A 15100-nucleotide genomic window follows, 5' to 3' on the forward strand; every position below is an offset into this window, starting at 1 on the left:
TCAGCTCCTCCAGCGCGCGGATTCGAGCACGCGCGCGCACAGGAAGAGGAAGAAGACGGTGATGTTCGCGTAGAAGACCAGGTCGTTGGTGTCGATGATGCCGCGCGAGAAGCCGTCCAGGTGGCGCACGATGGAGATCTCGTTCAGCACGGCGGCCGCACCGGGCGAGACGAACGGGGTGATCCATCCCACGATCAGGAGCAGCAGGCCGCAGCCGAAGGTGGCCGCGCCCGCGACCAACTGGCTGTCGCTGAGCGACGAGAAGAATATCCCCATGGCGAGGAACGTCAGGCCCATCAGAAAGAGCCCCAGGTACCCGGACACCACCGCGCCGGTCTCCGGCGTGGAGAAGTAGTACAGCAAGGAGACGGCGGGGATCGTCATGGCCAGCATGACGAAGTACACGGTGGCCGCGGCCAGGAACTTCCCCAGGATCACGTCCCAGTCGCCCACCGGATAGGTGAACAGCAGCTCGGCGGAACCGCTGCGTCGCTCTTCCGCGAACAGGCGCATGGTAAGCAGCGGCAGCAGCAGCAGCAGGACGGCGCTCATGTTGCCGAACAGGGGCTGCAGTACGGAGAGGGTGAGACTCAGCGAGCGCGCCTGCAGCGGGCTCTGCATGGCCTGGATGGACGAGAGATTGAAATAGCCGAGCAGGTTGTAGAAGAAGTACCCGGACAGCAGCACGAAGATGGTGATCACGGCGTAGGCCACCGGTGACTGGAAGTAGTACGCGATTTCGCGCCGGTAGAGTGCGAGAACACGGCCCGCCATCATGCCTCCTTGGTGACGAGTTCTACGAACACGTCTTCGAGGGTGATGGAAGCGGCCGAGAGACCGCGCAGACCGATGCCGCCGGATGCCAGCGCGGCGGCGATGGCCTCGCGGGGGTCGGCGCCGGGCCGGGCGGTCACATGCGCGCGCACCACGCCGGCCTGCGCGGCGTTGGAGATATCGACCGAGGCAACGCCACCGACGCGCGCCAGGCACGCGCGTACCGCATCGGCTTCTCCGCGCGCCTCCACGTCGACGCGCAGGGCGTCACTGCCATGGGTTCGCAGGTTCTCAGGCGGGGCGTCGGCGATGAGCCGCCCGTGGTGGATGATGAGGACCCGCCGGCACAGCAGGCTCACCTCCGGGAGGATGTGGGTGCTGAGGACCACGGTTCGCCTTCCCGCGAGACCGCGGATCAGGTCGCGGATCTCGACGATCTGGCGTGGGTCCAGCCCCACGGTCGGCTCGTCGAGGAAGAGCACGTCGGGGTCGTCGAGCAGCGCCTGCGCGAGACCCACCCGCTGTCGGTAGCCCCGTGACAGCGCCCCGATGCGCCGGGTGAAGACGTCGCCGATGCCGCAGGCGTCCACCACCTCGGCGGTCCGCTCGCGGCGCCGCGCACGGCCCATGCCCTTGAGGCGGCCGACGAAGTCGAGGTACGCGGACACGGACAGGTCCCGGTAGATCGGGACGGTCTCCGGCAGGTAGCCGATTCGGGAGCGCACCGCCATGGAGTCCGATTCGACGTCGAATCCGGCCACACGCGCCCGGCCCGCGGTGGGTGGAAGAAAACCGGTCAGCATGCGCAGGGTGGTGGTCTTTCCGGCGCCGTTGGGGCCCAGGAAACCCACAATCTCGCCCTTTTCGATGGAAAAGGAAACGTCGTCCACGGCGGTCCGGGCCCCGTAACGCTTGGTGAGTCCAGTTACTTCGATCATACTCCACCGCTGAACAGGCGCGTATGCTATCGCGCCCTCCATCTGCCGTCAACGCGGCTCATCCGGGGCAGGGAGAAAAAAATTGCGTGGGGCCGGCTTTGCCCGTAACATTCTGCGCTCGACCGCGTAGAACCTCGTGTTCCAGCGGCGGAGGGTCCGCCGGGACCCGGTGTTCTCCTGGCAACCTGAAGGAAACGTAGGCTCATTCATGACTCGTGGCAAGACGATGCGCGCAGCGGCGGCCTTTGCGGCCGCACTTTTTGTTTTCTCGGTCGCATCACCGGCTCTCGCGGGGTCGGGTACTGGGTCGGTGGTCCGCTCGATCCTGCTGCCGGGACTCGGCCAGGCGCACGACGGCCACTACACGAAGGCCACGATCTTCGCCTCCGCGGCCATCGTTTCGTGGGTGGGGCTGTTCGCAACCCAGGTGGAGTACTCGCGCACGACGGAACGCTACGAAGGCTACAAGAACACCTACCTCTACTATAATGACCAGCTGGCGGCCGGGCAGGTCATCCTCGAGTCCGACATCCAGGCCACGTACGACAGCATGTCAAAGGCGTATTCGGAGGCCGACAGCGACGAGACGTGGCGCAACTTCTTCGTCGGTGCGCTGATCGTCACCTACGCCGTGAACATCGTCGATATCATCATCTCCCAGCCCGAGACGGGCGAGGTCCAGAAGGACCCGGCCATGTCGCTCGAGTGGACCGGCGAGCAGATGCGGGTCGTGCGCACCATTCGTTTCTAGGAGCCAACCCTCATGCGAGTTCCCCTGATCACCAGAAAGATCCCCACGCTCGCGGCGGCGCTGACGTTCGTAGCCGTGCTGCCCGTGCTCGTTGCCTGTCCCAAGCACGAGGACTTTCCCCAGCCCCTGGACGTGCAGCCCGTGCCGGTCCCGCAGAACTTCGTCATCACCCAGCCGGACCCGCAGGTGAACGATTACGATTTCCAGTGGACCATCGACGACCCCAACGGGATCGTGGACCGCTACCGCATCTACCTGGTGGGCGGGGAGTTCTCGGCCGACGAGCTGCTTTCGGAGACCGACCAGACCACGCTGCTGACCTCATTCCCGTTTTCGATCCAGGGACTCCGATTCGCGGTGTCCGCGGTGAGTAGCGAAAACGTCGAAGGCAGCCAGGCCCAGAAGATCGCCCCCTGATAACGCCATACAAATCAGTCTGTTATAGTTGTACCTTTGAGTAACCTGTAAGGCGCGGGGTCTCCCCCTGCGTCCGTGGTACGATCCGTGCAAGCCCCGCATGCCCCCCGTCTTTTCCCGGGGTGCACTTGGGAATGCAAGCCACCATCCGGATACCAGGGTACGACTCGTTCCAGCAGATCGCCGTGGGCGGGATGGCGGTCGTCTTCAAGGCGCGCAAGCAGTCATTGAAGAAGACCGTCGCCGTCAAGGTGCTGCTCCCGCATCTGGCCGCCGACGCGCGCTTCGTCATGCGCTTCCAGCAGGAGGCCGAGGCGGCGGCGAGCGTCCAGCACGACAACATCGTCAACGTCATCGACTACGGCCACGAGGACGATGCCTACTACATCGTGATGGAGTTCTACGACGGCCCGACCGTGGAAGAACTGCTGCGGGCGCGCCCGCGCATCCCGGTCGACATCGCGCTGAGCATCGCGCTGCACGTGGCCTACGGTCTGGATGCTGCGCACGCACAGAGCTTGGTGCACCGTGACATCAAACCGGCGAATATAATTCTGACGCGCCAGGGCGCCATCAAGATCGCCGACTTCGGCCTCGCCAAGGACGTCGAGAAGATCACGCTGGTCACCCACGACGGCAAGGTGGTGGGGACACCGGCATACATGTCGCCCGAGCAGACGCGCGGCGAGCCGGTTGACAAGCCCAGCGACATATTCTCGCTGGGCGTGGTGCTCTACGAGATGCTGGCGGGCAAGCGGCCCTTCGAGGGCAGCAGCTTCTCCGAGGTGATCGATCGGATCCAGTCGTTCCAGCCGCCATCCCCGTCGTCGTTGAACCCCGAGGTCGATGCCTCCGTGGAGAGCATCGTCAACGCCATGATGGCCAAGTCGCCGCTGCAGCGCATGCCCTCGATGCAGATGGTGTGCTCCGCCATCGATGCGGTGATGCGCGACCACGAATTCCAGATCGACCGTCGCGGCCTCAAGGATTTCTGCGCCGACCCGCAGGGATACAAGGGCGCACGCTCCAGCAAGAGCGGCACCGAGCGCGTGCGCAACTTCCTCGGGCGTATGGGACTGGGCACCGTTCCCGCCATCGAGGAGGACGCCGGCGTGGATCGGGTGCCCCCGCCCGCCAAGGTGGAACTCGACCCAACCCTCGACTACCGCATCACGCTCCTGAAGATCGACCGCGAACTGGAGACGCCGGACAGCTTCGCGCTCAAGCTGGCCATGCGCCTGAAGGCGCCGGTACCGCGCATGCGGTCGCTGGCCGCGCGCGCCCCCTGCGTGCTGGTGGAGCGGCTCCCCTACAAGAAGGCCCGCTGGCTGGTCAACGTGGTCAAGGAACTGGGCGGGGAGGCGCGCATGGACGCCATCGTGCCGCCGTCCGCCGTGGCCAGCGCGCGGCCGGAAGCGCCGCCGCCGCCGGTGCCGCCGGTGCCGGCACAGCCAGAACCGGAGTCACCGTCCGGGAAGGTGCAGAGTCCACGCAGCGTCCCCAAGGGCGCGATCGTCTGTCCGAGCTGCGGATGGGAGGAGGACATGGGCGCGAAGTTCTGCACCATGTGCCGCCACTCCTTCAACAAGACCGACAAGATCGACCTCAATGCCATGCGCCAGCCGGGTTTCGCTGACCCCGCGCAGAATCCGCTGTCGACCGACGAGAGCCCCGAACTGGTGCACCAGTCCCGGCGCAGGTGGCACGCGGAAGTGCCCGGCGGGCTGGTCATCGGCATCGGCGCGGCGCTGCTCCTCCTGCCGATCATCCTCTTCCTGGTAAACCTCGGTCGCTGAGTTCAGGCACCGAAGAGATCGTCCGTTGCCGCGTCGCCGGGATCCGCAACCGTGGTCTCCAGCAGGCGCGGGTACGCTCGGCGCAGGGGCGCCGGGGCCGGTGGCCGCCGGGCGGTAAGGATCGCTTCCAGCTCGAAGGCGTTGGCAGGCGCCTGGCCCCGAAAGTGATTGTTCAACACCACGAAGACGCGCTCGCTGCCGGCGGCCGCACGGCGGATCACAGCGGCCCAGGGCGAGAGCTCATCGGCCGAGTAGAGATAGTCGTAGCGGGCGTCGCGGCCCGCCTCGGCGCCGAACCAGTTGCGGTAGTTGCGGCCGTGGAAGCGGAAGTAGGCTCCGGCCGGACCGGGACGAAACCGGTACGGTGGACGCGACTCGCCGATCACGGGCTGGTCGATACCGCACACCGCAACGTCATGCGACTCGAGAAACGACTCGGCCGGTTCGCTGTTCCAACTGGCGTGACGAACCTCCAGTGCCAGCGGAAGCGGATCGAGCGATGCGACCAACGCGTCGACCCGCCGTCGCGCCGCGTCTTCGAAACGGAACGACCAGGGAAACTGGAGCAGAACGCAGCCCAGGCGGCCAGCGTCGAGCAGGGGCTGCATGGCGGCGCGAAACGCGTCCACTTCGCGCGGGCGGTCGAGGGGACCGTGCGTCATGGACTGGTGGGCCTTGGCGGTGAAGAGAAAGCGCGGATTGTGCGTGACGCGTTCCGCCCAGCGCCGGCATGTTTCCGGCGCGGGCACCCGGTAGAAGGTGCTGTTGATTTCGTCGAGGTTAAAGTACGATGCGACGTACTCGAGCGCGTCGAAACCGCGGGGACGCGGTGACGGGTAGAAGATCCCGTTCCAGTCCTCGTACTGCCATCCGGCGGGACCGATGTGCAGGCGCTCTTGGAGATCAACCGACAAGCCGTGCTCCCGGAGTCCGCCCGCGTCGCGGGCGCTGCGGATTATAACACGAGACGGCGCTTTGCAGCGATCACACGCACGATGAACCCACACCGTCCGGACGCAGCGGGAATCACCGAGTGGCGCGCAAGGCGAGCGCTGCTCGCCATCGTTGCGATCGGCGCCATCCTGCGCCTGTTCCACATCGGCTACCAGAGCCTGTGGGTGGACGAGATGCTCACGCTCGAGGTGGCGACCCCCAAGCCCGGCTATCCCATCTGGCAGCTGCTGCTTCACAATATCCACGGCCCGCTGCACACGTTCGTCGTGTTTCTGTTCCGCGGTGTGTCGGAGTCCGATGCATGGCTGCGGCTGCCCAGCGCCATCGCCGGCATTGTGTCGATTCCGCTTCTGTTCGGGTGGCTGCGGCCGCGGCTGGGCGCAAGGACGGCGCTGTGGAGTGCGCTGCTGCTCGCTATCAATCCGCTGCACATCCATTATTCGCAGGAACTGCGCAACTACGCGTTCGTGGTCTGTTTCGTGCTGGCCGGTTGCGTGCAGATCGACCGCCTGACGGCGGGCTGGTCGCGCGGGCGCGCATTCGGATTGTCATCGCTGGTTGCGGCGGCGGTGTTGTCGAACTTCTCGGCCGTGTTCGCATTCGCGGCGCAGAGCATTGCATTCCTGCGCGGTGCGGGGAGGTTGCGGGTTTGGTTGCCACGCTGGGCGGCTGTTGGCCTGATGGCCGCCGCGCTGTTATCGCCGTGGATCTATCGAGTCACCACCTACATCGATTTCGGAAGGCTGGCCACGCCGGTTATGCCCGGGCAGCTGGATCCATCCGAACGCCTGCGCGGCGAAACCACGTTCCGTTTCGAATCCATCCCCTACGCGGTGTACGCCTACTCGGTCGGTCTTTCCCTGGGGCCATCGCTGCGCGAGTTGCACGGTGACGCCTCGCTCGGCTCGGTGGTGCAGCGCCACGCCGCGGTCGTGTTGTGGGTGGGGCTGCTGTTCGGAGCCGTGACCCTGGCGGGCCTGCGCGCGGTGCGGCGCGCCATGGGGTGGGGAGGCCTGCTGGAGATGGCGGGATACCTGCTCATTCCACTGGTGGCGACGCTGCTGCTGAACTGGCAGAACGCAAAGGCGTTCAATGTCCGCTACGTGCTGGTGGGGTTGCCCGCGTACGTCGCCTTTCTCGCCGCGGGTGTGACGTCGCTGCGCGCAACGAGGCGGCTGTGGGTGGGCGGGGCGCTGGCCGCCACCAGCCTGCTCTCGCTCGGAAACCACTACTTCAACCCGCGCTTCGCCAGGGAAGACGTCAAGCGCGCCGTGGCAGGGGTTGAAGCCCGCGCGGACGGACGGGAGTGCATCTTCGCGCCCACGGTGTGGCCGGTGGTGCGGCACTACCTCACCACGGATGCGCCGCTCCACTTCGTCTACGGGGGCCCGCCGGGAGTGGCGCAACGACAACTCGACGCGATGTTCGCACAGTGCGACACGTTCTGGTATCTGCGCGCGCGCCCGTGGGTCGATGACCCGGACGGTCGTGTGCGCGACGAGATTGAACGACGCTGCGAACCGCTGGATCATTTCAGCACCGCCGGTGTCGAAGCCACCCGCTACCGCGTGAAGCAACCTCTCGCTCCCGAATAGCTCCTTCTCATTGTCGGCTCGACGGGCGTGGACGATTACCGATCCGACGCGATTTCCGCAGCGCGATTTCAAATGCTTCGCGCGAGGACCATGAGCGGAGGAGCGGTAATCGTACACGGCAACGTGAAACATCCCACTGTAATGAGCCGGGAGAAACCCCGCTCCCCGCGCTTCCTCCGGTTGGGACGATTCGTGCAACGGACGGGCTCGGCGGACGACATGTCCCGCCGGCCAGGGTTTCATTGCCGCCCGTGCGAGGCATCGCGCGGAATCGCGGGTAATCCGTTGTTCGAAGGAGACACAGATGACTTCGCCCCACAACCGTCGTCGCGCCAGTTGCGTGTGGCTGATTGCGACGCTTGCTCTTGCATCGTGCGCCAGCCGCCCACCCGTTCGCGAGGCCGACGACTCCGTCCGCCTGTTGCGGGCCGAATACCTCCAGGCCAACCCGGGTGGTGAGTTCAATCCCAACATCCAGCGCAGCGAAGTGGCGCTGGGCATGCGCTTCGAGGACGTCGTCGCCTCCTGGGGAATCCCGGACGCGCGCGAGCGTAACGGCGACGGGGTTCACGAGCGGTGGACCTACAGCGTCACCGATCGCTGGAATGGCGACTGGGTGCGCTACGACCTCGTGTTCGAGAAGAAGGCGCTCGCGTCATGGGAAACCATGCGCAACGTGGCTTCCAGCCACGCCCTGACCGAACGGGGCGCGGCACCCGCCGCGCCGCCGCTTCCCGCATCCAGCTCCGCCGGGCTGACCGCCGGGGGCGTGGTCCGTCGCTGACCCTGCCCGCTGCCGCCCTCGCCCGGTCCCACGGTTCGCCCGTGGGGCCGGGCTTATCTTGACACTGCCAGAACCCACCGCTACAGTGCACTTGCGTCGTAATCCGCGACGCGAACGATGTTTACAGGCGCCGCCGCAAGAGGGGCAGCCTTCGTGAGGAGAATGGAGCCATGAATCCCAAGATGCCGCCCGTGACGCTCGAGAGGCTCTCGACGAGCGAATTCGACAATATCCGCGAACTGCTCGAAATGCTCATGTCCGAGCACACCCCCGCCAAGCACAAGATCAAGATGAAGACCAGCTTCGGCTGGGAGCCTCCCATGAACGTATTCGAGACGGACGGGGAGTTCGTGGTGATCATGGACATCTCGGGAATGTCGCGCAAGGACATCGCGGTGGCAACCGACGGCGCGATCCTGCGCATCAGCGGCGTGCGCAAGGATCTCATTCCTCCCGGCAAGAAGCAGTTTCACTCGCTGGAGATCCAGGTGGGACCGTTCCAGCGCATGATCGGGATTCCGTCCCCGGTGGACGCGGGCAGCCTGACGACCCGCTACGACAACGGCCTGCTGGAGATCCGGCTCAAGAAGTCGGCCGAAGGGCCGGGGCGTCGTCGCGTAGAGATCGAGTAGCGCACACCAACCAGGAGTTACCGGTGAAGTCTCGCAGCACGCTCGAGTTCGAAGATACGGGGATCCAGGCGGGGAGCATTCCCCGCGAACTGGCCATCCTGCCCATCAACGATGCGGTGGTCTTCCCGCTGATGATGGTCCCGCTGATTCTCCGCGATCCCGCATTGTTGCGCCTGGCCGACGAAGCCCTGGCCGAGCACAAGATCATCGGCGCGTTCACGCAGCGCAACCAGGAGACCGAACACCCCGGGCCCGAGGACATCTACTCGGTGGGCACGGCCATCCACATCCAGAAGATGATCCGTTTTCCCAACGGCGAAATGCGCCTGCTGGCGCAGGGGATCTCGCGGGTCAGGCTGGCCGAGGTGACACAGGTGGTTCCGTACCTCAAGGGGCGGGTGGAGCCGCTGGACGAGGTGGACGTCGAGAACGACGTGCACAAGGCGTACGCGCAGAACGTGATCCGGACCTTCTCGCGCATGGTGGACGAATCGGACACCCTCGCCGACGAGCTGAAGATCATCATCAACAACATCAAAGAGGGTGGGCGCATGGCGGACGTCATCGCCACCAACCTCAACATCGAGCTGGACCGCAAACAGAAACTCCTCGAGGAGATCGACAGCACGGAGCGTCTCAAGCTGCTGGCACGCTATCTCGCCGATGAAATGGAAGTGATGAAGCTGGGGCGCAAGCTGCAGGCGGACGTCAAGAAAGAGATGGATCGCGAGCAGCGCGAGTACTACCTGCGCCAGCAGTTGAAGGCCATCCGCCGCGAACTGGGCGAAGACGACGACCGCACCGTTGAAGCCGAGGACCTGCGCACCAAGATCGAGGCGGCACAGCTGTCCGACGTCGCGCGCGACACGGCCATGAAGGAGCTGGACCGCCTGGAGAAGATGTCGCCCGGGGCGGCGGAGTACACCGTCTCCAAGACGTACATCGACTGGATTTTGGAACTGCCCTGGGTTGCCACTACCGACGACAACCTCGACATCACGCAGGCGGAGAAGGTGCTCCACGAGGACCACTACGACCTGGAGCGGGTCAAGGAGCGCATCCTCGAGTTCCTGTCGGTGAAGAAGTTGAAGCAGTCCATGAAGGGCTCCATCATCTGTTTTGCGGGCCCGCCGGGGGTGGGGAAGACGTCGCTGGGCAAGTCCATTGCGCGCGCAATGGGACGCAAGTTCGTGCGCATTTCGCTGGGCGGCATGCGCGACGAGGCGGAGATCCGCGGTCACCGCCGCACCTACATCGGCGCGCTGCCCGGTCGCATCATCCAGGGCATGCGCACCGCGGGCAGCAACAACCCCGTGTTCATGCTGGACGAGATCGACAAGCTCGGCGCGGACTTCCGCGGCGACCCGGCCGCGGCGCTGCTCGAGGTGCTCGACCCCGCGCAGAACGACAGCTTCGAGGACCACTACCTGAACATCCCGTTCGATCTCTCAAAGGTGCTCTTCATCGCCACCGCCAACGTGCTGGAAACCATTCCGCGCCCGTTGCTGGACCGCATGGAGATCATCGAGATCCCCGGGTACATCACCATCGACAAGATTGAGATCGCGAAGAAGTATCTGCTGCCGCGGCAGCTGGACGAGAACGGCATCCCACCCAAGCTGCTCAAGGTCACCGACGAGGGACACCGTTTTATCATCCGCAAGTACACGCGCGAGGCGGGGGTGCGCGAACTGGAGCGCAAGCTGGCCGGCATCTGCCGCAAGGTGGCACGCCGCATCGCCAGCGGCAACAAGCGCCCGGTGCGCATCAGCGAGCGCACGGTGGCCAACTACCTGGGGCAGGAGGAGTACCGCAGCGAGATCGCGCGCAAGAAGCCGGCGGTGGGCGTGGTGACCGGGATGGCGAAGACGTTTGACGGCGGCGAGATCCTGTTCATCGAGGCGGTGAAGATGCGCGGCAGCGGGCACCTGCGACTCACCGGGCAGCTCGGGGGCGTGATGCGGGAGAGCGCGGAGGCGGCCATGTCGTTCATCGCGTCCCAGTACCTGCCGCGCGCCAAGGACAAGGAGTTCTTCCAGAAGTACGACATCCACATCCATGTCCCCGCCGGTGCCGTCCCCAAGGACGGACCCAGCGCGGGCGTGGCCATCGCCGCCACCATCGCCTCGCTCCTGTTCGACAAGCCTGCCCGGAATGATGTCGCCATGACGGGTGAGATCACCCTGACAGGCCAGGTTCTGGCCATCGGGGGGCTCAAGGACAAGGTGATCGCCGCCCACCGGGCCGGCATCCGCACCGTTCTTTTCCCGGAGTCCAACCGCCGGGATGTGGACGAAATTCCGGATATCATCAAGAAGGACTTGAACTTGGTGCCCCTGAACCGTGCGGCCGAGGCCATCGACAAGACCCTGATCTGGGACTGATTGGCCCTTGTCTTGCAATACCTTAGACGGTTTTGGGTGAGGACCGGACCGTGACCACCACAGCACTGACACATTCGCGGGACCGCGCGGTGGAGTTTCTGACTCCGCTGCTGGGGCGTATGGTTCGCCACGAGCCGTTCTCGCTGCCATCGGACATCAACGACCGCAGCCGCGTGCTCGTGGTCGACTCCGGAGACCTCACCGAACTGCTTTTCTTTGCACCGGTCCTCAACCACCTCAAGCGCCGTTATCCGGGCATGCGCATCACCGTGCTGGTGCGCGAGGGCAACGGCGAACTGATCCGTACGCTGGAGCCCATCAGCGAGATGATCAGCTACGAGTCCGAACACCTGACGTTGTTCTCCAGCACGTTCTTCGGCCTGCTGCGCCGTATCCGCAGCCGCGGCTTCGACGTGGTCTTCCTGCTGGGTCGCGAGTTCAGCTTCGCCCGCTCGCTCGCGGCGCTGGTTTCCAACGCGAAGTTGCGCGTCGGTTTCTCGCAGCGCTTCACCTATCCCTTCGTCAACTGCGAGATCCGCTCCAGCCAGAGCGGGCAGTACGAAGCCCCGCGTGCGCTCAGTTTCCTCTCCGTGCTGGGGCAGAGCCCGGGTGACAACGTAATGGCGTGGAAGCTCCCCGACGCGGACGTGCGCTGGGCCACGCAAATGATTCATTTCCGCCGCACCGACAAGGACGGGATGATCATTGCGGTGGATCCCGGCATGGGCAAGGGCAACCACCGTCTGGTGGACACGGCCATGGCCTACGTCGCCAGCGAGGTGGCGCGGCGCAACGGGGCCAAACTGCTGCTGCTGTCCCACAATCTGGACGCGAAGGGCATGGCGCGTTTCCGCTCGCTGGTCAAGGCGCCGGTGGTGGACGTCGAGCCCAAGAACGTCAAGGAAGCCCTTGCGCTCCTCTCTCGCGCCGATCTAGTCTTGGCCGGCAATACGGACTATTTCCATTTCGCGGTCAGCATGAGACGGCCGACGATTGGTTTCTTCACGCGATTCGATGGCATCAACTGGTTCCCCAGATCCGCCCCACACGTCCAGATCATCCAGGGTGTGCGGGGCCAGAAGGTGTCGGTCGACGAGGTCTGCTCCAAGATCGACACGCTCCTGCAACTCGCAAAGCGCTAGCGCCGCGCGGGCGCTTCCTGCATATTGTGCGTCGGTGCCCCCCGGGGGGGAGCCCGCTCCATGAATACCTACCAACGCCTGCTCGGTTACGTGCGCCCGTACTGGAAGCGCCTGGTCCTGCTGTCGATCACGGTGACGATGTTCGCGTCCCTGAGCGGGGTGTCGCTCACGCTCATTCCGCCCTTCCTGCGCGTGATCCTCGACAAGGAACCGCCCGCGGCCAGCGCACCCAGCGGTGAGGGGCTGCCGCTGCCGGCGTGGATGGAGAGCGCGCGGGTGGATGTGAAGACCGCGTTCGAGGGATGGATGTACGCAGGGGATGCCAACGAGCGCCTGGCCCGCTTCATCATCGCACTCATCTCGCTCATGCTGGTGAAGAACATCTTTGGGTACATCCAGACCTACTTCACCGAGTACCTGGAGCAACGCGTCCTGTTCCGCGTGCGGCGTGACATCTACGGCCACATCCTGGATCTGCCGCTGTCGTATTTCGACCGCGAGCGCGCCGGTCATCTGATTTCGCGTGTCACCAACGACGTGTCCATGCTGCACGGCGCTGTGATCGGTGTCGCAGCCAGCGTGATGCGCAACGTGCTCATGACCCTGCTGGCGGTGGTTATCATTCTCACCGTCAGCTGGCGTCTCACCCTGCTGGTGGTGTGCATCATTCCCATTAACGTGCTGCTGATGGACCTGGTGGGGCGCAAGCTGCGCGGGCGCAGCCGGCGGGCACAGGAGGGCATGGCCGACATGACCGCGAGTCTCGAGGAGACCATCGGCGGCGTGCGCCTGGTCAAGGCCTTCGGGACGCGAGAGCAGGAGGAGGCGCGGTTCGGCCGCTACAGCTATCGCCACATGATGCAGTTCATCAAGATGAAGTTGTATGCGGCGCTCTCCGCGCCGACCTCGGAGTTGCTGGGCACCACCTCGTTCGCGGTGGTGCTCTGGTACGGCGGGCACCGGGTGCTGGCCGGCGGCATCCCCGCGGAGAACCTGGTGATGTTCGTGGCGGCCATGCTGTTCGTGATTACGCCGCTGAAGAACCTGAGCAAGCTCAGCACCGTCGTGCAACAGGCCAACGCGTCGGCGCAGCGCGTGTTCGACCTGCTGGATGTGCCCGGTGAACCTCTGGACCGCGGCGGCCGCGAGGCCGTGTTCGAGCGCGAGTTGCGTTTCGAGCACGTCAATTTCGAATACGAGCGCGGCGAGCCGGTGCTGCGCGACGTGAGCGTGAGCGTCGCGCGCGGGGAAGTGGTGGCCATCGTGGGATCGAGCGGTGCGGGCAAGACCACCTTCGTCGATCTCATCCCCCGTTTCTATCAGCCCAGCGGCGGGCGCATCACCCTGGATGGCGTGGACACGCGCGAGGTGTCGCTGTCGTCGCTGCGCGCGCTGATGGGGATCGTCACCCAGGATACCATTCTGTTCAACGATACCATCGCCAACAACATCGCCTACGGGAGCGCCGGCGCCACGCGCGAACAGATCGAGAACGCGGCGCGCACGGCCAACGCGCATGACTTCATCACCGGTTTCACCCACGGCTACGACACGGTGGTGGGTGATCGCGGCGCGCAGCTCTCCGGGGGACAGAAGCAGCGCCTCGCCATTGCGCGCGCCATTCTGCGCGATCCGCAGATCCTGATATTCGACGAGGCCACCAGTGCGCTCGACAGCGAGAGCGAACGCCTGGTGCAGGACGCCATGGACCGCCTGCTGGAAGGACGGACCACATTCGTCATCGCCCACCGGCTTTCCACCATCCGCCACGCGGATAAGATCCTGGTGCTGGATCGCGGCTGCCTTACCGAGCACGGAACCCACGTCGAACTGCTCGAACGCCGCGGTGTCTACCACCGCCTCTACCAGCTGCAGTTCGGCCACGCCACCGCATGACGCCATCGTTCAGCGCACCGGAGCGACGCCGCCGGACGGCGGTAATCGCCCCCAACTGGCTGGGCGATGCGGTCATGTCGCTGCCGGCCATCGCCGGCCTGGGCGCGGACGCGGACGTCGCCGTGCTCTGTCCGCGCTACACGGCGCGCGTCTTCTGGGGCGCCCCGGGTGTGGCGGAGGTGTGGGTCGACGGCGCCGCCGGGCGTCTGAGTCGTATCCGGGAACGGGCGCGCGCGCTGCGCGCCTACGGCACGTCGGCGGCGCTGGTGCTGCCCCCGTCGCTGTCCAGCGCGCTGGGGCCCTGGCTGGCCGGCGTTCGAACGCGGGTTGGATTCGCCAGCGATGGGCGGCGCCCGCTCCTCTCCGAGGCGCCGGCCGTGCCGCCGCGCACCCTCCACTTGAGCGAGGCGTACCGGCAGCTGTCGTGGCGCCTCGGCGCACCACCCGGCGGCTCGGGGGATCCGCGCCTGCGGGTGTCGGCGGCGGAACGGGAGGCGGTGGCCGCACGGCTGTCGCACGCCGGCGTGGGGGGGGATTACGTGGTGGTGGTTCCGGGGGCCGCCTTCGGTCCCGCGAAGGCGTGGCCATGGGAGCGGTACAACGACCTGTGCGGACGTCTGGCGCGGGATGTTCCGGTGGTGGTCACCGGGGGGTCGGGCGACCGCGGCGTCTGCGAGCGGGTGGCGGGTGGCCGGGCCGGGGTGGTCAACCTGGCCGGAGACACCACCCTGGGAGAGTTCTTCGCGCTGGTGAAGGGCGCGCGTGCCCTGGTGGCAAACGACAGCGGGGCACCGCACGTCTCGGCCGCGCTCGCGACGCCGACGGTGGTGCTGTTCGGCTCAACGGCGCCCGCCTGGACGGCGCCGCGCGGCGGACCGGTGCAGGTGCTCCAGCACGCGGTGCACTGCAACCCCTGCTTCCGCCGCCGGTGTCCCACGCAACTCGAGTGCTTCAACGGGATTGCGGTGGAGGACGTGGAGGCGGGTGTGCGCGCCTTCCTGGCCCGGCCGGCCGCCGGCGTCACGCCGCGGGCCTGA

At 65.9% G+C, this 15100-nt stretch carries 13 protein-coding genes; 10 read left to right on the forward strand and 3 right to left on the reverse strand.

Annotation, left to right across the window (positions count from 1 at the left end):
* Both OEX18_03700 and OEX18_03705 read right to left on the reverse strand, forming a co-directional pair.
* Positions 1-774, reverse strand: a complete 774-nt coding sequence (locus OEX18_03700; GenBank protein ID MDH4336365.1) for an ABC transporter permease — start codon at positions 772-774, stop codon at positions 1-3.
* Positions 774-1712 (reverse strand): ABC transporter ATP-binding protein, encoded by a 939-nt coding sequence (locus OEX18_03705; GenBank protein ID MDH4336366.1) that lies wholly within the window; start codon positions 1710-1712, stop codon positions 774-776. Before OEX18_03705 ends, OEX18_03700 begins: the two co-directional genes overlap by 1 nt.
* Before the next feature lie 310 nt (positions 1713-2022).
* Here OEX18_03705 and OEX18_03710 point away from each other — a divergent pair, with 310 nt between their 5' ends.
* The 3 genes from OEX18_03710 to OEX18_03720 all read left to right on the forward strand — a co-directional run bounded on the left by OEX18_03710 (position 2023) and on the right by OEX18_03720 (position 4676).
* Positions 2023-2463, forward strand: a complete 441-nt coding sequence (locus OEX18_03710) for a DUF5683 domain-containing protein (protein MDH4336367.1) — start codon at positions 2023-2025, stop codon at positions 2461-2463.
* Between the two features lie 12 nt (positions 2464-2475).
* Positions 2476-2880, forward strand: a complete 405-nt coding sequence (locus OEX18_03715) for a hypothetical protein (protein ID MDH4336368.1) — start codon at positions 2476-2478, stop codon at positions 2878-2880.
* Positions 2881-3014: 134 nt separating this feature from the next.
* Complete coding sequence (locus OEX18_03720; protein ID MDH4336369.1) at positions 3015-4676, forward strand: serine/threonine protein kinase; 1662 nt, start codon at positions 3015-3017, stop codon at positions 4674-4676.
* A gap of 2 nt (positions 4677-4678) precedes the next feature.
* On the opposite strand, the gene OEX18_03725 is transcribed toward OEX18_03720, so the two are convergent.
* Positions 4679-5590, reverse strand: a complete 912-nt coding sequence (locus OEX18_03725) for a DUF72 domain-containing protein (GenBank protein MDH4336370.1) — start codon at positions 5588-5590, stop codon at positions 4679-4681.
* Between the two features lie 81 nt (positions 5591-5671).
* Between OEX18_03725 and OEX18_03730 the strand changes: the two genes are divergently transcribed.
* The 7 genes from OEX18_03730 (at position 5672) to waaF (ending at position 15100) form a co-directional block, all read left to right on the forward strand.
* Positions 5672-7225, forward strand: a complete 1554-nt coding sequence (locus tag OEX18_03730) for a glycosyltransferase family 39 protein (protein MDH4336371.1) — start codon at positions 5672-5674, stop codon at positions 7223-7225.
* 304 nt (positions 7226-7529) lie between these two features.
* Positions 7530-8009 carry a hypothetical protein gene (locus OEX18_03735; GenBank protein ID MDH4336372.1) on the forward strand — a complete coding sequence of 160 codons (480 nt, stop codon included), beginning with the start codon at positions 7530-7532 and terminating at the stop codon, positions 8007-8009.
* Positions 8010-8179: 170 nt separating this feature from the next.
* A complete protein-coding gene (locus OEX18_03740) occupies positions 8180-8641 on the forward strand; it encodes an Hsp20/alpha crystallin family protein (protein MDH4336373.1) in 462 nt (153 codons plus the stop codon).
* Positions 8642-8664: 23 nt separating this feature from the next.
* Positions 8665-11025 carry an endopeptidase La gene (lon, locus tag OEX18_03745; protein ID MDH4336374.1) on the forward strand — a complete coding sequence of 787 codons (2361 nt, stop codon included), beginning with the start codon at positions 8665-8667 and terminating at the stop codon, positions 11023-11025.
* A gap of 50 nt (positions 11026-11075) precedes the next feature.
* Positions 11076-12167 carry a hypothetical protein gene (locus OEX18_03750; GenBank protein MDH4336375.1) on the forward strand — a complete coding sequence of 364 codons (1092 nt, stop codon included), beginning with the start codon at positions 11076-11078 and terminating at the stop codon, positions 12165-12167.
* A gap of 60 nt (positions 12168-12227) precedes the next feature.
* Positions 12228-14063, forward strand: coding sequence for an ABC transporter transmembrane domain-containing protein (locus tag OEX18_03755; protein ID MDH4336376.1), 1836 nt, complete (start codon positions 12228-12230; stop codon positions 14061-14063).
* A complete protein-coding gene (gene waaF / locus OEX18_03760) occupies positions 14060-15100 on the forward strand; it encodes a lipopolysaccharide heptosyltransferase II (protein MDH4336377.1) in 1041 nt (346 codons plus the stop codon). The genes OEX18_03755 and waaF overlap by 4 nt, the downstream gene beginning before the upstream one ends.

It is taken from the genome of Candidatus Krumholzibacteriia bacterium, assembly GCA_029865265.1.
Classification (GTDB): Bacteria; Krumholzibacteriota; Krumholzibacteriia; order WVZY01; family JAKEHA01; genus JAKEHA01.